Source organism: Sphingobium sp. WR1 (assembly GCF_059693745.1).
In genome coordinates this window covers 261,427-281,231 of record NZ_JCATID010000001.1, presented here as the reverse complement: position 1 = coordinate 281,231, position 19,805 = coordinate 261,427, and the positions used below count along the sequence as shown (strand labels likewise).

The window sequence follows — 19,805 nt, the reverse complement described above, 5'->3', positions numbered from 1 at the left end:
AATAAATTAGCTCATTTAGACAGCATTAACTATCGAACAATCTTTCCGTTACTATCCTAATATTCTTGCCGCGTTCGCGAAAAATGCTATCGATATCGAAATAATAATCGAGAGGAAATGAAAGGCGATTCGGATTTCAATGCGACCGTGACAGGTTCGCTTTAGGAGGCAATCATGCGTATTGGCCGACTAATCAGATCGTTACTTCCGTTTTTGCTTATCCTGACCCCGATCACGGCGTCCGCCGCTGGCGACAAATTGCCCGCGCTGGGCGCCGATCCCGCCAAAATCTCCATTTCGGGCCTGTCATCGGGCGCCTTCATGGCGATCCAATATGACGTGGCCTTTTCCGCCAGCACCATCGGCGTCGGCGTGGTCGCGGGCGGCCCCTATAATTGCGCCTATGTCAATGTCGGCGGCATCTACACCTGTATGCAGGGCGCGCCCATGGGGGCAGCCTCCTATCAGGCCGCCATCGGCTTTGCCGCGCTCGGCCAGATCGATCCGGTCAGCCATATCGCCGGGCAGAAAATCTATCTGTTCAGCGGCACTAAGGACACGACCGTCAAGCAATCGGTGATGAACGCCGTGCATGATTTCTACAGCGCCGCGCAGGTGCCCGCCGCCAGCATCCAGTATGTGAAAGGCACCTCCGCCGGACATGCCTTCATTTCCGACGATTTTGGCAATGGCTGCGACATCACCCAGGCACCGTTCGTCAACGAATGCACGGTCGACGGCACGCTCTACGACCAGCCGGGCGCCATATTGACGCAGATCTACGGCCCGCTGAAGCCCAAGGCCAAGAGCCTGTCGGCCCAGCCGGTCGCCTTCGACCAGAGCCGCTTCGCCAGCGCGCTGACCGGCATGGCGGCGTCGGGCTATGTCTATATTCCCGCAAGCTGCCAGAAGACGTCCGCCAAATGCGCCCTGCATGTGGTCTTCCACGGCTGCCTACAGAGCGCGGATACGGTCGGCGACGCGGTCTATGCCAAGCTCGGCTACAATGAGTGGGCGGATACGAACAATATCATCATCCTCTATCCGCAGGTCGACAAGAGCAGCATCCCCTTCAACCCCCAGGGCTGCTGGGACTGGTGGGGCTATAGCGGCCTCAATTTCCAGACCAAGGGCGGGCCGCAACTGTCGGCGGTCCATGCCATGGTGCAGCAACTGATCAGCCAATAGCGTCCCAGTGGCCGCGCCGTGCCGGGCGCGGCCATTTTGCGGGTTCGGCGCCCCTCCCCTTGCGGCGCGAATCGCATTAGGCAGGGCGCCATGATCCGCATCGCCCCCTTGTTCGCCCTCTTCCTTCTCGCCGCCTGTTCGGGCCAACAGGCCGCCACCGACAATAATGCTCAGGCTCAGGCGCAGCCGCAGGCCGCCGCCCCGCTCCCGCTCGTCATCCGCACCGCAACGGGCGCGCACCGTTTCGACGTGGAGGTCGCCCGCACCCCGCAGGAGCAGGAAAAGGGGCTGATGTTCCGCAAGGAACTGGCGGCCGATAGCGGGATGCTCTTCCCCATGGACCCGCCGCGCACCGCCAGTTTCTGGATGAAGGACACGCTGATCCCGCTCGACATGCTGTTCGTCCATGCCGACGGGACCATCGCCTTCTTGAAGGCCAATGCCGAACCTTATTCGCGCATCCCGGTGTCGGCCGGGGTGCCGGTGGCGGCGGTGCTGGAACTGCGCGGCGGCCGCGCGGCGGAACTGGGGATCAAGGAGGGCAACCGGATCGCCTGGGGCGGCTGCGCCGTGCCGCAGGACAAGGTCGCGACCGACCTTAATTTCTGTCCCGCCCCGGCACCATAGCGGCCTTTTGCAAAAGGCGCGGAAGAGCGCCTTTTGGTTGCCGCACCAGCCCTCTCCCCCACCCGGCCACCCATATGATATTTCCGTTGGGTGGCCGGGTGGGGGAGAGGGCTGGTGCGGCGGAATGCACGACAGCGCATTCCCAAAACGCCTTGCCCGCGCCTCTCGCAGCGGCTAAGCGCAGGACCCATGGGAATCCTGGCTAACATCTTCACCTGGTGGAATGGCGCCACCTTCGGCACCTGGCTCTTCACGACCCGCAAGGGCACCAAGGTTGGCGAAGACCATCAGGGCAATGTCTATTATGAGGGCGGCGTCGATCCCAATGGCCTGACCCGCCGCTGGGTGATCTACAAGGGCGCCAATGATTCGAGCCGCGTGCCGGCCGAATGGCATGGCTGGCTGCATCATTCGATCGAGGGCGCGCCGGAGAGCTTCCTGCCGCCGCCGCGCATCTGGGAAAAGGAATCCACCCCCAACGCGACCGGCACCGTCAACGCCTATCGCCCGTCGGGCGCGCTCGAAAAGGGCGGCCAGCGCCAGAAGGCGACCGGCGATTATGAGGCATGGAGCCCCGACGCGGCATGACCCGGCGTCCGGCGGGGGGTTTCCCGCCGATCCTGCATGTTCTTCCCGTCCTCTCCTGCGCGCTGGCGCTGGCGGGCTGCGGGAAGAATGACCTGCCGGCCGCGAATCAGTCCGGCCCGGTGAAGGTCGAGGGCAGCCCGATCCAGACGGGTGCCAACGCTTCTGTGCAGGGCACGCCCATGGCCGAGCGCACGGCCGTCATCGGCCTGCTCAACAAGCGCAACGGCCTGACCCGCGACCTGACCATGAATCCGGGCGAGGCGCTGCGCGTCGGCGACGCGATCGTCCGCCTCCAGGCCTGCGAAACCAGCGCGCCCTGGGAGAATGTCCAGGAAACCGGCGCCTTCGTACAGTTGGACGTGCGCTCCAGTTCCGACAACAAATGGCGCCGCGCCTTTTCCGGCTGGCTGTTCCGCGAACGGCCCGACCGCAATGTCGTGCAGCACCCCATCTATGACGTCTGGGTCAGGAGCTGCGCGATGGAGTGGCCCGAAACCGGCCCCGACACGGTGAAGCTGGGCGACAAGGGCGAACCGGTGTCCGGCGACGCCTCCCCCGCAAGCGGCGCGAACGCCCGTTCGGCGGCGACGCCCGAGCCGGCCGACAACGGGTCCGCCCCCACGCCCAGCGGCACGCCGCCGACCGCCGCGCCCAACAACTGAAGATAGTCGCGCTGGCTGATTTCGATCGCGCCCATGCTGCGGAGATGATCGGTCATGAACTGGCAGTCGAGCAGGGTGAAGCCGGCAAAGCGCATCCGCGCCACCAGCCAGGCCAGCGCCACTTTCGACGCATCGGTGCGGCGCGACACCATGGATTCGCCGAAAAAGGCCCCGCCCAGCGCCACGCCATAGAGGCCGCCGACCAGTTCCTGCCCTTCCCACACCTCGACCGAATGGGCGAAGCCGCGCGCATGGAGATCGCGATAGGCGCGCTCTATCTCATGGTTGATCCAGGTCGATGGGCGGTCCGGCGCCGACTGCGCGCAGAGCGCCAATATCGCCCCGAAGGCGCGGTTGGCGGTGACATGGAAACGCTCGCGCCGGATGACCTTCGCCAGCGAATGCGACAGGTGGAAGCCGTCGAGCGGAAGAATGGCGCGATATTTGGGTTCGACCCAATAGACTTCCCGCGCGTCGCGATCGTCAGACATGGGGAAGACGCCGATGGAATAGGCCTGCAACAGGATCAGCGGGTCGATCATCATGCCCCATCAGGATTAGCAGACCCAAGCAGAAGGGCCAGCCCCCGCAATCGCTTTTGACCGCATCGCTGCGCGCGATAGGATGGGCCATGCGTCATCTGTTCCTTGCCCTGCTGGTCGTGGGCGTCGCCATTCCCGCTTTTGCCCGGTCCGATTCCCGGCCCGACCGCAGCGGCCATTATTATCTGCAAGGGGTGATGGAGACGGGATCGGAGCTGCTGCTCCGGCCCGACGGCCGTTTTCAATGGTATCTGGTGGTGGGCGCGCTCGACCTGTTCGCCGAAGGCCGCTGGAGCGAGAAGGACGGGGTCATCCTGCTGACGGCCGAGAAGACGAAGGATGTGCCGACGCCCGCATTCGAGACGCTGCAATTGACCGTGCGCGACGCCGACCTGGTCCCGCCGGACGGGCATGGCGCTTATGTGCTTCCGCCGACCAAGGAAGATTGACACGCGCCGTCTCTGCCCTAGCTTCATCGTCCATGAAAAACATATGCTTGGCGCTGCTGCCGCTTCTCTTCGCCGCCCCACCCGCTCTCGCCGCCGACACGCCCGCGACCGGCCCCTATGCCGCCCGGATCGCGAAGATATTGAAGGCGACGCCGCTGATCGACGGCCATAATGACTGGCCCGAGGCGCTGGCGGAAAAGGCGAAGGACGCCCGCTGGACGATGGACCTGACCCATCTCGACCCGGCGCAATATCATACCGACATCACCCGCCTCCACACCGGCGGCGTCGGCGGGCAATTCTGGTCGGTCTGGGTGTCGGCCGACCTGCCGCAGGTCCAGCAGGTCAAGGACACGCTCGACCAGATCGGCATGGTCCATAGCCTCGCCGCCCGCTATCCGCAGCATTTCCGGCTCGCCCGCACCGCCGCCGACATGCGCGCCGCGCACAAGGCCGGGCGGATCGGATCGCTGATCGGCGTCGAGGGCGGCGGCCAGATCGACGGCAGCCTGGCCGTGCTGCGCGCCTATCGCGAACTTGGCGCCTCCTATCTGACGCTGACCCACAGCCGCACCATCGCCTGGGCCGACAGCGCGACCGACAATCCGCAGCATGACGGCCTCACCCCCTTCGGCGAGGCGGTGGTGCATGAACTCAACCGCCTGGGGATGCTGGTCGACCTCAGCCATGTGAGCGAGGCGACGATGCTCGACGCGCTGCGCGTGACGAAGGCGCCGGTGATCTTCTCCCACTCCAACGCCCGCGCGCTCTGCAACACGTCGCGCAATGTGTCGGATGTCGTGCTTCGGCAGGTCGCGGCCAATGGCGGCGTGGTGATGGTCAATTTCGCCGCCCAATATGTGTCGGAGGCGCGCCGCGTCTGGGGATCGGATCGCAGCGCCGAAATCACCCGCAACAACGCCCCGCCCTTTGGCGGCCTGCATATCGGCGACCCGGCGGCGGCGGCGAAAGCGCTGGCCGACTGGGAAAAGGCGCACCCGGAACCGGTGACGACGATCGGCCAGGTCGCCGACCATATAGACCATATCGTCAAGATCGCGGGCGTCGACCATGTCGGCATCGGCAGCGATTTCGACGGCGTGGGCGACCTGCCCCAGGGGTTGAGCGGCGTCGAAACCTATCCCGCCTTGCTCGCCGAACTGATGCGCCGGGGCTGGAGCGACGCCGACATCGCCAAGCTCGTGGGCGAGAATGTGCTGCGCGTCATGGCGGCGGCGGAAAAGGTCGCGGCGGGGATGAAGGACGAGCCGGAGGGCCATGCGGTGGTGGTGGCTGCCAAGGGATGAGCGGTCGTCGGTCCTTGTGGAGCGGATTTGCATCAAGGCATGACTGATGTGGGGTGGATGACGGAATGACCACTTTTATCCTCCCCTGTAAGGGGAGGTGGCAGGCGCATAGCGCCTGATGGAGGGGTGTCCCGCTATCGTGAGGGTGACACCCCTCCACCACTTCGTGGTCCCCCTCGCCTTACAGGGGAGGATCTTATGTCCGCTCCTGGTCGAAGACAGTCCCCTCCAAAAAAATATCCCTTCAATCCCCCGGCGTTCCGCCCAGCGGGAAATAGGGCCGCCAGGGCCGCGCTTCCTCCACCGCGCGGGCGAAGGACGGTCGCTCCAGAAGGCGCCGGCGATAGGCGTGGACTTGGCCATGCTCCGCCGGGACCGGATGCGACCAGTGGGCGTAGAAAAGATGCGGCGCGGCGGCGCAGTCGGCCAGGCTGAACGCATCGCCCGCCGCCCATGTCCGTCCCGCCATATGCGCGTCGAGCCAGATATAGGCCTTGTCCAATGCCGCGCGCGCATCCGCGACGCCGGCAGGATCCTTCTGCCCCTCCGGCCGCAGCGCGTCGAACACCAGCTTGCCCTGCGGCGTCGCCACATGATTGTCGAAGAAGCGGTCGAGCAGCCGCACCTCCAGCGCGACCGCCGGATCATCCGGGACCAGCCGCACCGGCCCGCGATGATGAATCTGGAGATATTCGACGATGATGCTCGCCTCGAACACCGCCCGCCCCGCATCCTCCAGCACCGGGAATTTGCCGATCGGCCAGAGCTGCGCCAGCCGTGCGCCATTGTCCGCATGATCGGGATCGATCATGCGGAAGGCGAAGGGAATGTCATTTTCGTAAAGAGCGATCAGCGCCTTCTGGCAGTAGGAGGAGAAGGGATGCCCGAAAAACTGCAACATCGCCGCCCCTTCCCCTTATGGCCGGATCAGTGGACGAAGCGCGCCACGACGTCGCGATAGGAACGGCTGACCTTCACCTGCGCGCCCGATTCCAGCACCAGGAAACATTCGCCATTGGTGTGCGGCTTTACCTGCCGCACCTGGCTGAGATTGACGATGGTCGAGCGATGCACGCGCTGGAAATTGCGCGGGTCGAGCCGCTTTTCCAGATCCTTCATCGTCTCGCGCAGGATCAGGCTATTGTCGGCGGTATAGATGCACATATAGTCGCCCGCCGCGTCGATCCGCTCGATCGAATCGACGTCAACGCGGAAAATCTGCCCGCGATCCTTGATGTTGATCAGCTTCTCGAAACGGTTGGACGCCGGCGCGTCGTCATCGGCGACGAAGTCGCTCATCGCCTGGGGCGCGACCTCGGCCAGAACCTCGCGCAGCTTCTCGGCTTCCTGCACCTGCCGCTTTTCGCTCAGGCGCTGACGCACCCGGTCGAGCGCGTCGGCCAGCCGGCCTTCCTCCACCGGCTTCATCAGATAATCGACCGCCTGCGCCTCGAACGCGCGGATCGCATGGTCGCTATAGGCGGTCACGAAGATGAACAGCGGCGGCTCCACCTCCATCATCCCCTGGACGACGGAAAAGCCGTCGAAGCCGGGCATTTGAATGTCGAGGAACACAAGGTCGGGTTTATGCGTCTTGATGGCACGGATGGCTTCGCGGCCATTGGTGCAGGTTTCGATGATTTCGACATCCTCATGCGCTTGCAGACGCAGCTGAAGGCCTTGAATAGCCAGGCTTTCGTCGTCGACGAGGATTGTTCTGATGGTCATGCGGCCACTTTCGATGTTTCATCCATGTTAAGCGGAATTTCGATGATGACCGAAAAACCGCCTGGCGTGGAACGCGTTTCGAAGCTCTGTCGTTCCCCGAAGGCCTGAATTAACCGGTCCCGGATGTTCGGCAGGCCGACGCCCGTCCCCTCGCTCATAGGAATGTGCGGTTTCATCGCGCCATCGATCAATCCCGGCCCGGTGTCCGATACGACGATCCGAACATTTTCACCGGCAGGCTGCGCTATGACCGAAATCTCCGCGCCCTCCTCCTTGGGCGTCACCGCATATTTGATCGCATTTTCGACTAAAGGCTGGAGCAGCAGCGAAGGGAGCCGCGCATGGGCCACCAGGGGATCGACGGTGAACACCGGGCGCAGCCGATCCTCGAACCGCATCTTCTCGATCTCCAGATAGAGTTTCAGCGTCTCCACCTCCTGCTCGATCGTCACCTGCGCGGTCGGCTCGTTGATCAAAGTATAGCGCAGGAAGGAGGAAAGGCGCGACAGCATCGCATTGGCCCGGTCGGTCTGCTTGAGCAGCACCAGGGTCGAGATGCTGTTGAGCGTGTTGAACAGGAAATGCGGATTGAGCTGATAGCGCAGCATGGCGAGCTGCGCGCTCGACGCCTGATTTTCCAGCCGCAGCAGCTGGTCCGCCTGCTCCTCGACCGTCAGGTAGAAGTTGATGGCGTAATAGAGCGCCGACCAGGCGCCGATCAGCGTCATCGACAGGTAGAAGGCGCCCAGGAACAGTTGAAGCCCCGCCGTCTCGCTACCCCTATTCTGGGTCGAGAAGACCCAGGCGTCGATGAAGGCGACTAGCCCCGCCGCCAGCACGACCGTCACGATCGACACGCCCCAGGTGACGATCGGCCGCTGTTTCTGGAGGAAGCGGAAGACGACCGCGATCAGCAACGTCACCGAATAGCCGGTGACGGTGGAGATCAGCACCGGGATCAGGCTGGAAAAGGACTGCCCGTTGGCGATGGTGGAAGAACCGCGCAGCAGGAAGGCGCCGGCCCACCCCAGCGATTGCAGGTTCCAGAAGGCGCGGTTCTTGTCAGCGAAAAAGGGCTGAGGCTGGATGCGAGAAGCAGACATTGCCCCTAAGCCTAGAGACTTTCCGCGCCGGGGTGAAGCCGGGTCAGGCAGCCGCCGCCGGCTCTTCCGCCATCGGCGTCACTTCATCGGTGCACAGCCAGACCAGATCGCCCAGTTCCAGCGTGCGTCCGTCATGCGCCTGGATGGCGATCGGCCGGATGGGCAAGCCATCGCGCTTGTCGGCCAGCACCTGACAGGCGGGCGTGCCGCAACCCCAGCGCTCGCCCCACTGGCGCAGCGCGATCATGGCCGGGGCCAGACCCTGCCCCTTTTCGGTCAGGCGATATTCGACCTTCCTGCGGTCGCACTGCATCGGTTGGCGCACCAATATGCCATTTTCCACCAGCCGGGCGAGCCGGTTGGCAAGAATGTTACGGGCGATGCCGAGGGTGGACTGAAATTCCTCGAAATGGCGGATGCCCGACAGAGCGCCCCGCAGGATCAGGAAGGACCAGCGTTCGCCCATCATCTCCAGCGCGCTCGGCAACGCACATTGTTCCAGATCCTGGGCAAGATTATGTTTCATGGGTCTAACGCATAGCGCAAAGCGGCGGCTGTTGCAAAAGTGCCGCCTTATTCGCTTAAGATGGGATTTTTTTGTTGCACGACAAGGGGGTTCCAACACAATCGAGCAACGATGCTACGTCAATATGAACTTGTCGAACGCGTGAAACGCTATGATCCTGCCGCGGACGAGGCGATGATCAACCGCGCCTATGTCTTTTCGGTCCAGAAACATGGCAGCCAGAAGCGCGCCAGCGGCGACCCCTATTTCAGCCATCCCATTGAAGTTGCGGGCATATTGACCGATTTTAACCTGGACGACCAGACCATCGTCACCGCCTTGCTGCACGACACGATCGAGGACACGCTCGTCACCTATGACGAGATAGAGAGCGCATTCGGCAAGGATGTCGCGCGCATGGTCGACGGCGTCACCAAGCTGTCCAAGATCGAGGCGATGTCCGAAAATGAGCGGGCGGCGGAAAATCTCCGCAAATTCCTGCTCGCCATGTCGGACGATATCCGCGTGCTGCTGGTGAAGCTGGCCGACCGGCTGCACAATATGCGCACGCTCCATTTCATCAAGAACCCGGACAAGCGCCGCCGCATCGCGAGGGAGACGATGGACATCTATGCCCCGCTCGCGGAGCGGATCGGCATGTACGACTTCATGCGCGAGATGCAGTTGCTCGCCTTCCGCGAGATCGAGCCGGACGCCTATGACAGCATCACCAAGCGGCTGGAGCAGCTGAAGGAAGGCGGCCATGACAAGGTCGACCGGATCGGCGCGGAACTGCAATTGCTGCTGGGCGGCAAGGGCCTGTCCGTGACCGTTTCCGGCCGTGAGAAGCATCCCTATTCCATCTGGAAGAAGATGCAGGAGCGCCATATCAGCTTCGAGCAGCTGACCGACGTCATGGCGTTCCGCGTCATCACCGACACGACGGAGGATTGCTACCGCGCACTCGGCATCATCCACCAGACCTTCAAGATGGTCCCCGGCCGCTTCAAGGATTATATCTCGACGCCCAAGCGCAACGGCTACCAGTCGCTGCACACCACCGTCATCCATCAGGACAATGCCCGCATCGAGGTGCAGATCCGCAGCCGCGAGATGCACAGCGACGCGGAACTGGGGCTGGCGGCGCACTGGGCCTATAAGCAGAAGGGCGACGCGGCCGACCATCATGCCGCCTGGCTGCGCGACCTGGTCGAAATTCTGGAACAGAGCCAGGACGCCGACGAACTGCTCGAACATACCCGCATGGCGATGTATCAGGATCGGATCTTCGCCTTCACGCCCAAGGGCGAACTACATCAGTTGCCCAAGGGGTCGACGCCGGTCGACTTCGCCTATGCGGTCCACACCTCGCTCGGCAACCAGACCGTCGGGGCGAAGGTCAACGGCCGGGTCGTGCCGCTGCGCACCAGCCTCGAAAATGGCGATCAGGTGGAGATATTGAAGTCGGTGGGGCAGGAGCCGCAGCCCGGCTGGCTGACCTTCGCCATCACCGGCAAGGCGCGCGCCGCCATCCGCCGCTTCATCCGCCAGAAGCAGCGCGGCGAGGAGGTCGCGCTGGGCGAGAAACTCTATGAGGAGATTATCGGCCGCTTCTCTCCCGATCTTGCCAAGGAACTGGGCGACAAGGCGCTGACCGCCGCGCTCAAGCGGCTGAAGCTGGAGGATCGCGCCTCGCTGATGGTCGCGATCGCCACCCATCGCGTGCTCGACGCCGAAGTGATGGAGGCGCTGATCCCCGGCTCCACCACCGCCGAGGGGATGGAGGAAGCCCATCCGCGCCAGCATCAGCCCGTCTCGATCCGGGGGCTGACGCCGGGCATCGCCTATAATCTGTCCGACTGCTGCCATCCGGTGCCGGGCGACCGCATCGTCGGGGTGCGCCGCACCGGAGAGCCGATCGAGGTGCATACGATCGACTGCCGCTCGCTGGAGGTCGACCAGGACGATGACTGGGTCGACCTCGCCTGGGACAGCAAGTCCAAGGGCGGCACCGCACGGCTTCAGGTGATCGTCAAGAACCAGCCGGGCGCGCTCGCCGCGGTCGCCAACGTGTTCGGCGCGACCAAGGCGAACATCCTGAACCTGCAACTGGTGAACCGCGAAGGCCCCTTCCACACGGACATCATCGATCTGGAAGTGGCCGACGCCCAGCATCTGAACCGCATCCTTTCCGCCCTGCGCGCGCTCGACGCGGTGGTGCAGGCGGATCGGGTGTAGGACGGCCGACGACACCAGGCCAGCGGCGGGAGGCGAAGCCGTACGCGACTTCACCGAGGCGTTTCGACTTCGCTATCCGCGCGAGCACCAAAGCTGAGGATGTAGATTTGCCTATCTATCTCAAGCAGTTCACCAAATTCGCCAACGCGGGCGACGTAGCGAGCAGCTATATTCTGTCCCGCCTGCTTTCCGACGATGTCGAAACGGTGGGGCAGGCCGCGCTGGATCATGCCAATCTGATCGCCATCGGGTCGATCCTTCACTGGGCTGACGCCCATTCGGTCATCTGGGGTTCGGGCTTGATCTCGGCGGAGATAAAGCTGCAAACGCCGCCTGCCAGGCTGGTCGCCGTGCGTGGCCATCTGACGCGGCGGCGGTTGCAGGCCATGGGGATTGCTGCGCCCGATCTTGTCGGCGATCCGGGCATTTTGATGTCCGATTTTTATAGCCCGCCGCGCCGGGCGCCAACAGCCGTTGGGATCATTCCCCATTATGTCGATGCCGCGCATCCCTTCGTCACGCAGGCACGACCCGCCCGAAGCTGTCGGCCCCCGTCAACATCGGGATGCCGTTCGGATCGATGCCGATCGACGAATAATAGAACATGCTCGCTAAGACATTTCTCCTTTCCGTATCCGCAACCATGATGGCCGCGCCCGGCGCTGCGTCGGCGCAGACGCTGCTCCAGAATCTTCCGGTGAAAATCTCGGTCGGAAACGGCGCCCCTCTGACCGGCAATGCCGATTCCGCCATCGGTGTGGGCGTCCTCAGCCCGAACAACAACAAAACACCGATCAGCCTGCGCGTGCTGGGCCCCGACAAGACGGTCGGGCTGTCCGTCAAGACCAGCAACGGACCAATTTATCTGGGCCTGACATCTCCGCTCGACGGGAAGCTGAACGGCGCGTTGCCCAAGTAAAAAGGTCGGCGGCGGGCACGCCTCGCCGCCTTCCAGCCCTCCGCGAAGCGCATGTGCTCCATATATGGCAATGCGGCACGGCCGCCCGTCAGCGCCCTGCGCTGATCGTCGGCTATAATAATTATGGCGGCGACCTGGTCGGGGCCGATACGCTGGAGGCGAATTTGCAATTATCCGGGCTCTTTGCGGCCGGAGATGAAACACGCCTTTACGCAACCAGCGCGACCCGTTTCGAGCGCAGTCAATATGTCGCGATCAGCCATGGCATGGCCCTGGATCGCGAAGGGACGCGCCTGACCGTCCAGGCGGCCTATCTTCGATCGAAGGTCTTCTACGATCTGGTGCGCGGCAAGGGATGGCAGGGCGGCCTGCTGCTTTCCCGTCCGCTGCTGCAACGCTTCGGACGGTCGATCCAGGCCAGCCTGGCCTTCGACTTCATGAATCTGGACAATGCAATCCTGATCTATCGGCTGACCGATGACCGGACGAGGGCCGTTCGCCTGTCGCTTCGATATAGCGAAACGGCGGACAACCATGAACTCAAGGCGGAACTGGGCCTATCCCAGGGGATTGCGATCGCCGGAGCGCGCGCCAGCGAGGGGCTGGGCAAGGTCGATTTCACCAAGATCAACGGACGCCTGTCCACGCACCACATGGTCGGTTCCCATCTGGCCGTCCGCATGAAGGCGACGGCCCAACTCACGACCGCGCGCCTGCCTCTGGTCGAGCAGATATCGGCGGGCGGCGGCGATTTTGGCCGCGCCTTCACCAATGGGCTGATCAACGGCGACGACGGCTGGGCGGCGGGCGTTGAAGTGGCTTGGCTGCCGAAAGCCATCGCCGCGCTCACGACACAGGAACTGTTCGCTTTCGTGGACACCGCGTCGGTGCATTACAAGCGCCGTGATCCGTTTACGGGCGTGACCTATCGCCTTGCGTCCGCAGGGATAGGCGCACGGCTTCAGCTCGCGGACAGGCTGGGCGTGGATTTCGGCGCGGCGCGCGCCCTCAAATCCCCTTATCCCGGCATGGGGGAAGATTGGCGGCTATTCATGACCGCGCGGATGAAATTCGGACTGTGAATGTCGGGGGGGAGGGGACGGTTCAGACCGGCCCGTCGAGCATGGGGCTTGCGGTGCGCGCGATACCCTAATCCTCCGCCGGTCCCTTTTCGATCATGTCCATGAAATCGCGCGCGGCGTCGCGGTCGGCCGGATCGTCGAAGGTCGTTTCGATGTCCGGTGCCGCATCGAGGAGGAACAGGAGGGACCAGAGCGCGAAGCGCCGACCTTGGTTGGTTTCCAGACCAAGGTCGACGCGCATCCGCTCGATGCCCGCAGCCATCGCCTCCGGCGTCACCGCGTCAAGATTGGTGGTGCCGAAATAGCGATGGATCTGGTCATCGAAATTCATGGGAAGCGACAGCCTCCCGGATCAGCCGTTCAGCCGGTCCTTGACCGCCTTGGCGGGGGTGAAGGTCAGCTTCTTCGAGGCGGCGATCTCGATCACGGCGCCGGTGGCGGGGTTGCGGCCCTGGCGCGCCGGGCTGTCCTTGACCTTGAACTTGCCAAAGCCGTTGAGCGACACTTCGTCACCCTTGGCGGCAGCGTCGGCGATGGCGCCCACCACGCTGTCGACCAGCTTGCGCGCTTCAGCCTTGCTGATGTCGTGGGATGCGGCGACCGCTTCGGCAAGATCGGTGTTGTTCATGAGGATTTAAGCTCCTGATTATGGAACGGCTGGAAATAGCGGCCTGTGAGCGGCTCGTCCACGGTGTAATGATATGAAGCTGTTCGATCGAAATCAGCCCGGCGCCGAACCGGTGGCCGGATTATAGCGGGGATTCGTCGGATCGAGCGGCGACGGCACGACCTCGACCGGCGCGCGGCGCTGTCCCGCCATGCTGAACAGCAGCACTGGACTCTCGGCGCATCCACACTATATACCGATCGGTATGGAAATAGCGACACATAGCGGGAGAGGCCGTCCCCGGGAATTCGATCCCGAAGAAGCGCTGGCGGCGGCGCTCGAAGTCTTCTGGCGGCGCGGCTATGAGGGCGCGTCCTTGGCCGAGCTGACCGAGGCGATGGGCATCACCAAACCCAGCCTCTACGCCTGTTTCGGTAATAAGGAAGCCCTGTTCCGCAAGGCGCTCGACCTCTATGAGCGCGACAAGCTCTGCTATGTCCAGTCGGCGCTGGATGCGCCCACGTCCAAGGCGGTGGCCGAACGGCTGCTGCGCGGGTCGCTGGCGATCCAGACCAACAGCACCGATCCCAAGGGATGTCTGGGCGTTATCAGTTCGGTCGGCGGCACCGCCCATTCCGAATGTATCCGCGACGAGGTGATCGCCCGCCGCGCCTCCTCCGACCGCGCGCTGGTCGAACGGTTCGAACGGGCGCGGGACGAAGGCGACCTGCCCGATCATATCGAACCGCAGGCGCTGGCCTGCTACCTGTCCACCGTCACGCAGGGCATGGCGGTGCAGGCGGGCGCCGGCGTGCCGGTCGACCGGCTCGAAACGCTGATCGAAACCACCCTGTCCATGTGGCCAGGTCGCTGACGCAACCTGGCCTCCCCTTCGACGCTGCCGGCGAAAATTATTTCGCCATCGTACCGTCCACCCCCTTGAAAATGCTGCACCGCGAATAAAATACCTGCCGGTATAAAATAAGGGTTGACCAGCAAGGTCGCGTTAATATATACCGCTCAGTATAGAACTGCTGGGAACATCTCCCAGGGAGGTCATCATGCGGCATCATCTCAAATACAGGCGCTGTTGCTGACAGCGGCGTAAAGGATGGCTTCCCGGCGACGGGAGCATCCTGATCCATATTTTTCGATCTTTTCGCTGACGCGTCCACCGGCGCGAGCGGACAGGATCGTTCGCGCAAATTTCGGGCGCAAGGCGCGGGACGCGACGGCGCGATTCCGGGCGTAGAGACGCGTCCTCTTCAATTGGGAAAGGGAAATAGCCATGGCGTTCCTTGATTTCGCACAACCGCTGGCCGGCCCGCAGATGGCCGTCGGCGCGGGCATCGCCCAGACCGTCGTTCGCTCGGCTGAACCGACCGAATTTTCCACGGAGGAATGGCAGATCGTCGCGCTCGCGCGCACCGACGGGCTGCGCTCGCTTCAAGGCCCGGGCCGCTTCGCCCGCCTGCGCCGCTGGATTTTCGGCGAGGAAACCAACCTGACCCTGGCCAGCGACCGGCTGGAGGCGCTGCGCCGCCTGGCCGTCGAGGCCTGGCACAAGGGCTATGCCGTTTCGCTGTCCGGCCTCGCCGCCTTCCGCGCGGCGGGTTTTTCCACCGCACAACTCGAGCTTCTGCTCGCCACCATCAGCGCGGGCCGCTTGGCTCGCGGACGCCGGAGTTTCGCATGAATCAGCATACAAAAATCACCGCCGACGCCGAATATGCGGACGCCGGCACACAGCCGAAGCGGCGATGGTCCCGCCGCCATGGCGGGATCGCCGCCGTCGCCGCCATCGCCATCCTTGGCGCGGGCTGGAAGCTGCTCGATCAGCCCCAGGCCCAGGCTTCGGCCGCCCCGCTGGCGGCGGTCGGCGTCTCCGCGCCGCTCGCCCGCAGCGTGACGCAATGGGACGATTATGTCGGCCGCTTCGCCCCCAGCCAAACGGTGGAAATCCGCCCGCGCGTGTCGGGCGCCGTGACCGCCATCCATTTCCGCGACGGCGATTTCGTCCGTCAGGGCCAATTGCTCTTCACCATCGACCAGCGCCCCTTCCTGGCGGCGCTGGCCGAGGCGCGGGCGAGCAGCGCATCGGCCCGCAGCGCGCTGCTGCTGGCGCAGAATGACTATGCCCGCGTCCAGCGGCTGAACGGCGACGAGGCCGTGTCGGCCAGCGAAGTGGACTCGCTGCGCTCCCGTCTCCAGGCGGCGCAGGCCGCGCTCGCCGGCGCGCAGGCGCGTGAACGGCAGCGGGCGCTCGACGTCGAGTTCACGCAGGTCCGTGCCCCCATTTCGGGCCGCGTCTCCGACCGCCGCGTCGACATCGGCAACCTCGTGGCCGGCGCGGAGGGCACCGGCGCGACCCTGCTGACCACGGTCAACAAGCTCGACCCCATCTATTTCAACTTCGACGCCTCCGAGGCGCTCTATTTGAAGTCGCAGCGCGACAAGGAAGCGGGCGGCGCGGTCGAGGTCCGCTTGCAGGATGAGGCCGATTATCGGTGGAAGGGCAAGCTCGACTTCACCGACAACGGCCTCGATCCCCGGTCGGGCACGATCCGCATCCGCGCCGTGTTCGATAATCCGGGCAATTTCCTGACCCCCGGCCTGTTCGGCAATATGCGGCTTGCCAATGGCGGCAAGGCCAATGCCCTGCTGGTTCCCGACGAGGCGATCCAGTCCGACCAGGCGCGCAAGACCGTGCTGGTGGTGGGCAAGGATGACAATGTCGCGGTGAAGCCGGTCGAGCTTGGCCCGATCGTCGACGGTCTGCGGATCATCCGCTCGGGCCTTGGCGCGCAGGACCGGGTGATCGTGTCCAACATCCAGGCGGCCATGCCCGGCGCCAAGGTGGCGGTGCGGCCAACGCGCATCACTCCGACGCCCGCGCCGGTCACGCCGGTCGACAGCGCCGCGCCGGTGGCGGCGCAGGCGACCTTCGCGCGGTAACTTATATAGGCCCCTCCCTTCACACGGGAGGGGTCAGCCCAAGACATTCCCAAGCCCGTGATCCGGCACCCGCCGGATTGCGCGGTCTCCCTTTCGCCTTTCGCAAAGGACGATCCGATGCGTTTCTCCCGTTTCTTCATCGACCGGCCGATCTTCGCCGCCGTCATCGCGGTGGTCATCACCGTGGTCGGCGCGCTTGCCTTCGTCGGCCTGCCGGTGTCCCAATATCCCGACATCGTGCCCCCCACGGTCACGGTGTCCGCCCAATATCCCGGCGCTTCGGCGGAAACGGTCGCATCGACCGTGGCCGCGCCGATCGAACAGGAAATCAACGGCGTCGACGACATGCTCTATCAGAGCAGCCAGTCGACCGGCGACGGCAAGGTCGTCATCACCGTCACCTTCAAGATCGGCACCGACCTCGATGCCGCGCAGGTGCTGGTGCAGAACCGCGTCGCCGTCGCCATCCCGCGCCTGCCCGAAGAGGTGCAGCGGCTGGGCGTCGTCACCCGCAAGACCACGCCCGAATTCCTGATGGTCGTGAACCTGCAATCGCCCGACGGCACGTTCGATCGCAATTATCTGTCCAACTATGCACTGACGCAGGTGCGCGACCGGCTTGCCCGGCTCGACGGCGTGGGCGATGTGCAGCTTTTCGGGTCGCGCGACTATGCGATGCGCATCTGGATCGACCCCGACCGCGCCGCCGCGCTGGACCTGACCGCGGGCGAGATCGTCTCGGCGCTGCGCGCCCAGAATGTCCAGGTGTCGGCCGGCTCGATCGGCCAGCCCCCCTATGACCGCGGCGAAGCCTTCCAGCTCGGCGTCGAGATGCAGGGCCGCCTGACCGAACCGCAGCAATTCGCCAATATCGTCATCCGCACCGACGCCACCGGCCATCAGGTCCGCGTCAGCGATGTCGCGCGCGTCGAACTGGGCGCGCAGGATTATGGCATCAACACCTATCTGTCGAACAAGCCCACCGTCGTCATCGCGGTGATGCAGCGTCCCGGCTCCAACGCGCTCGACGCGGCGGAGAAGGTGAAGGCGGAGATGGACCAGCTTTCCAAGCGCTTCCCCAAGGGGCTGGAATATAGCGTCATCTACAACCCGACCGAATTCATCAGCCAGTCGATCGACGCCGTCTATCACACGCTGATCGAGGCGGTACTGCTGGTCGTGCTCGTCATCCTGGTCTTCCTCCAGAACTGGCGCGCGGCGATCATCCCGATCATCGCCATCCCCGTGTCGCTGATCGGCACGGCGACGATCCTGGCGGGCCTTGGCTATTCGCTCAACAACCTGTCGCTCTTCGGCCTGGTCCTCGCCATCGGCATCGTCGTCGACGACGCCATCGTCGTGGTCGAGAATGTCGAGCGCAATATCGAAAATGGCATGTCGCCGCTGGAGGCGGCCCGCACGTCGATGGACGAAGTGTCGACCGCCCTTGTCGCGATCGTGCTGGTGCTGTGCGCGGTGTTCGTGCCGACGCTGTTCATCACCGGCATTTCCGGCGCCTTCTATCAGCAGTTCGCCGTCACCATCTCGACCGCGACGATCATCTCGCTGATCCTGTCGCTCACCTTGTCGCCGGCCGCCGCCGCCCTGCTGCTGAAGGAAAAACATGGTCCGCGCGACCGCAGCGGCGATCCGCTCTGGCGGCAGAAGCTGGGCGTGGCCGTCGATGCGTTCAACACCGGCTTCGACCGGATGAGCGCGGGCTATGGCCGCCTCACCCGCTTCCTTGTCGCCCGTCCCAAGAAGATGCTGCTGACCTATTCCGGCCTGATCGCCGCCACCATCGCCCTCTTCTGGGTGACGCCCGGCGGCTTCATCCCGGCCCAGGACCAGGGCTATTTCCTGGCGGTGGTGCAGCTTCCTTCCGGCGCCTCGCTCGAACGCACCGACAAGGTGACGCGCGAAGTGGCGGAGAAGATCCTGCCGATCAAGGGACTGCGCGGCGCGGTGATGTTCGCCGGCTTCCACGGCCCCTCGCAGACGCAGGCGCCCAACAGCGCGGCGATCTACTTCCCCTTCAAGAGCTTTGCCGAACGCAAGGAGGAAGGCGCGACCTATGCCGGCATCATGGAACAGGCGAACAAGGCCGTCGCCGGCTATGACAAGGCGCGCATCCTGCTCGTCCCGCCGCCGCTCATCCAGGGCATCGGCTCGGCCGGCGGCTATCGCATGATGCTGGAGGATCGCGAGGATCGCGGTTATGCCGAACTCAACAAGGTCGCGCAGGAGATGATCGCCAAGGCGAACCAGTCCCCCAGCCTCGCCATGGTCTATACCCTGTTCGATGTCGGCACACCCCGCGTCTATGCGGACGTCGACCGGCGCAAGGCCGACCTGCTGGGCGTGCCACCCGAACGCATCTTCGAAGCGATGCAGGTCTATCTGGGGTCGGCCTTCGTCAACGACTTCAACCTGCTGGGCCGCACCTATCGCGTGACCGCGCAAGCCGATGCCGATCATCGCGGCACGGTGGCGGACATCGCGAACCTGAAGACCCGGTCGAACAGCGGCCAGATGGTGCCGATCGGCTCCGTCTCCACCTTCAAGGACAAGACCGGTCCCTATCGCGTGGTCCGCTACAACCTGCTGCCGGCGGTGGAGATCGACGGCGACACGGCGCCGGGCTATTCCTCTGGCCAGTCGCTGACCACCATGGAGAAGCTCGCCGAAGCCGCGCCTGCCGGCTATGGCAGCGAATGGACGGGCGTCGCCTATCAGCAGAAGATCGCCGGCAATACTGCTGGCCTCGTCTTCGGCATGGCGGTGTTCTTCGTCTTCCTGGTGCTGGCGGCGCAATATGAAAGCCTGACCTTGCCGCTGTCGATCATCCTGATCGTGCCGATGTGCCTGTTCGCGGCCATGCTGGGCGTGAACCTGCGCGGAATGGACAACAACATTCTGACGCAGATCGGTCTGGTCGTGCTGATCGCCCTTGCCGCGAAGAACGCCATATTGGTGGTCGAATTCGCCAAGCAGGCGGAAGAGGAACAGGGACTCTCGCCGGTCGAGGCCGCCGTTCAGGCCGCTCAGACCCGCCTGCGCCCGATCCTGATGACCAGCTTCGCCTTCATCCTGGGTGCGGTGCCACTGGTGATCGCGACCGGGGCCGGCGCGGAGCTGCGGCAGGCGCTGGGCACGGCGGTCTTCTTCGGCATGACCGGCGTGACGGCGTTCGGCCTGCTCTTCACCCCCACCTTCTATGTCGTGTGCCGCGCGCTGGGCGATCGCTTCGCCCGCCGCCGGCGCGAAGAGGCCGAGCCTGCGTTGCAGCCGGCCGAATAAGGAAT

20 protein-coding genes and 1 pseudogene are annotated in these 19,805 nt (G+C 64.2%); 13 read left to right on the top strand and 8 right to left on the bottom strand.

All coding sequences use genetic code 11. The annotated features are described in order from the left end of the window. Positions 1–213: 213 nt before the first annotated feature. From AC58EF_RS01415 to AC58EF_RS01400, 4 genes and pseudogenes are all read left to right on the top strand, one after another. Positions 214–1,188 carry an extracellular catalytic domain type 2 short-chain-length polyhydroxyalkanoate depolymerase gene (locus AC58EF_RS01415; protein ID WP_497273874.1) on the top strand — a complete coding sequence of 325 codons (975 nt, stop codon included), beginning with the start codon at positions 214–216 and terminating at the stop codon, positions 1,186–1,188. Positions 1,189–1,278: 90 nt separating this feature from the next. After that, positions 1,279–1,815, top strand: a complete 537-nt coding sequence (locus AC58EF_RS01410; RefSeq protein WP_497273873.1) for a DUF192 domain-containing protein — start codon at positions 1,279–1,281, stop codon at positions 1,813–1,815. 189 nt (positions 1,816–2,004) lie between these two features. Next, a complete protein-coding gene (locus tag AC58EF_RS01405; protein ID WP_497273872.1) occupies positions 2,005–2,403 on the top strand; it encodes an NADH:ubiquinone oxidoreductase subunit NDUFA12 in 399 nt (132 codons plus the stop codon). Beyond that, positions 2,382–2,819, top strand: a pseudogene (locus tag AC58EF_RS01400) (DUF2155 domain-containing protein); the annotation flags it as partial. The gene AC58EF_RS01405 and the pseudogene AC58EF_RS01400, both read left to right, overlap by 22 nt. A gap of 35 nt (positions 2,820–2,854) precedes the next feature. Here AC58EF_RS01400 and aat read toward each other — a convergent pair. Then, on the bottom strand, positions 2,855–3,610 hold the full coding sequence (gene aat / locus AC58EF_RS01395; RefSeq protein WP_497273870.1) for a leucyl/phenylalanyl-tRNA--protein transferase: 756 nt from the start codon (positions 3,608–3,610) through the stop codon (positions 2,855–2,857). A gap of 86 nt (positions 3,611–3,696) precedes the next feature. On the opposite strand from aat, the gene AC58EF_RS01390 reads away from it, so the two are divergent. Together AC58EF_RS01390 and AC58EF_RS01385 are read left to right on the top strand one after the other, a co-directional pair. Then, a complete protein-coding gene (locus AC58EF_RS01390) occupies positions 3,697–4,056 on the top strand; it encodes a hypothetical protein (protein ID WP_497273868.1) in 360 nt (119 codons plus the stop codon). A gap of 32 nt (positions 4,057–4,088) precedes the next feature. After that, the gene (locus AC58EF_RS01385) at positions 4,089–5,363 is read left to right on the top strand and encodes a dipeptidase (RefSeq protein WP_497273866.1); all 1,275 of its coding nucleotides are present in this window, start codon (positions 4,089–4,091) and stop codon (positions 5,361–5,363) included. Positions 5,364–5,607: 244 nt separating this feature from the next. Here AC58EF_RS01385 and AC58EF_RS01380 read toward each other — a convergent pair whose 3' ends face one another. The 4 genes from AC58EF_RS01380 to AC58EF_RS01365 are packed head-to-tail and all read right to left on the bottom strand — an operon-like array spanning position 5,608 to position 8,720. Next, complete coding sequence (locus tag AC58EF_RS01380; protein ID WP_497273865.1) at positions 5,608–6,264, bottom strand: glutathione S-transferase family protein; 657 nt, start codon at positions 6,262–6,264, stop codon at positions 5,608–5,610. A gap of 26 nt (positions 6,265–6,290) precedes the next feature. Next, entirely contained in the window at positions 6,291–7,091 is an 801-nt protein-coding gene (locus AC58EF_RS01375) for a LytR/AlgR family response regulator transcription factor (protein ID WP_179044340.1), read from the bottom strand. After that, a complete protein-coding gene (locus tag AC58EF_RS01370; protein ID WP_497273863.1) occupies positions 7,088–8,194 on the bottom strand; it encodes a sensor histidine kinase in 1,107 nt (368 codons plus the stop codon). Before AC58EF_RS01370 ends, AC58EF_RS01375 begins: the two co-directional genes overlap by 4 nt. A gap of 43 nt (positions 8,195–8,237) precedes the next feature. Beyond that, on the bottom strand, positions 8,238–8,720 hold the full coding sequence (locus AC58EF_RS01365; RefSeq protein ID WP_497273861.1) for a winged helix-turn-helix transcriptional regulator: 483 nt from the start codon (positions 8,718–8,720) through the stop codon (positions 8,238–8,240). Between the two features lie 111 nt (positions 8,721–8,831). Here AC58EF_RS01365 and AC58EF_RS01360 point away from each other — a divergent pair, with 111 nt between their 5' ends. Continuing rightward, the gene (locus AC58EF_RS01360; protein WP_497273860.1) at positions 8,832–10,937 is read left to right on the top strand and encodes a RelA/SpoT family protein; all 2,106 of its coding nucleotides are present in this window, start codon (positions 8,832–8,834) and stop codon (positions 10,935–10,937) included. A 50-nt stretch (positions 10,938–10,987) separates the two neighbouring features. Here AC58EF_RS01360 and AC58EF_RS01355 read toward each other — a convergent pair whose 3' ends face one another. Beyond that, entirely contained in the window at positions 10,988–11,446 is a 459-nt protein-coding gene (locus tag AC58EF_RS01355; RefSeq protein ID WP_497273858.1) for a hypothetical protein, read from the bottom strand. 95 nt (positions 11,447–11,541) lie between these two features. Between AC58EF_RS01355 and AC58EF_RS01350 the strand changes: the two genes are divergently transcribed. Together AC58EF_RS01350 and AC58EF_RS01345 are read left to right on the top strand one after the other, a co-directional pair. Further along, positions 11,542–11,856: a hypothetical protein gene (locus tag AC58EF_RS01350; RefSeq protein ID WP_497273857.1), complete on the top strand. Its 315-nt coding sequence runs from the start codon at positions 11,542–11,544 to the stop codon at positions 11,854–11,856. 53 nt (positions 11,857–11,909) lie between these two features. Beyond that, positions 11,910–12,938 (top strand): ShlB/FhaC/HecB family hemolysin secretion/activation protein, encoded by a 1,029-nt coding sequence (locus tag AC58EF_RS01345; RefSeq protein WP_497273855.1) that lies wholly within the window; start codon positions 11,910–11,912, stop codon positions 12,936–12,938. Positions 12,939–13,005: 67 nt separating this feature from the next. On the opposite strand, the gene AC58EF_RS01340 is transcribed toward AC58EF_RS01345, so the two are convergent. Next, positions 13,006–13,269, bottom strand: a complete 264-nt coding sequence (locus tag AC58EF_RS01340) for a hypothetical protein (protein WP_497273853.1) — start codon at positions 13,267–13,269, stop codon at positions 13,006–13,008. A 21-nt stretch (positions 13,270–13,290) separates the two neighbouring features. Beyond that, the gene (locus tag AC58EF_RS01335) at positions 13,291–13,566 is read right to left on the bottom strand and encodes an HU family DNA-binding protein (protein ID WP_066859534.1); all 276 of its coding nucleotides are present in this window, start codon (positions 13,564–13,566) and stop codon (positions 13,291–13,293) included. A 244-nt stretch (positions 13,567–13,810) separates the two neighbouring features. Between AC58EF_RS01335 and AC58EF_RS01330 the strand changes: the two genes are divergently transcribed. From AC58EF_RS01330 to AC58EF_RS01315, 4 genes are all read left to right on the top strand, one after another. Continuing rightward, a complete protein-coding gene (locus tag AC58EF_RS01330) occupies positions 13,811–14,419 on the top strand; it encodes a TetR/AcrR family transcriptional regulator (protein WP_497273852.1) in 609 nt (202 codons plus the stop codon). Between the two features lie 414 nt (positions 14,420–14,833). Next, on the top strand, positions 14,834–15,241 hold the full coding sequence (locus AC58EF_RS01325; RefSeq protein ID WP_497273850.1) for a hypothetical protein: 408 nt from the start codon (positions 14,834–14,836) through the stop codon (positions 15,239–15,241). Beyond that, positions 15,238–16,500 carry an efflux RND transporter periplasmic adaptor subunit gene (locus AC58EF_RS01320; RefSeq protein ID WP_497273849.1) on the top strand — a complete coding sequence of 421 codons (1,263 nt, stop codon included), beginning with the start codon at positions 15,238–15,240 and terminating at the stop codon, positions 16,498–16,500. The genes AC58EF_RS01325 and AC58EF_RS01320 overlap by 4 nt, the downstream gene beginning before the upstream one ends. 117 nt (positions 16,501–16,617) lie before the next feature. After that, complete coding sequence (locus tag AC58EF_RS01315; protein ID WP_497273847.1) at positions 16,618–19,800, top strand: efflux RND transporter permease subunit; 3,183 nt, start codon at positions 16,618–16,620, stop codon at positions 19,798–19,800. The last annotated feature ends 5 nt before the right edge of the window (positions 19,801–19,805 follow it).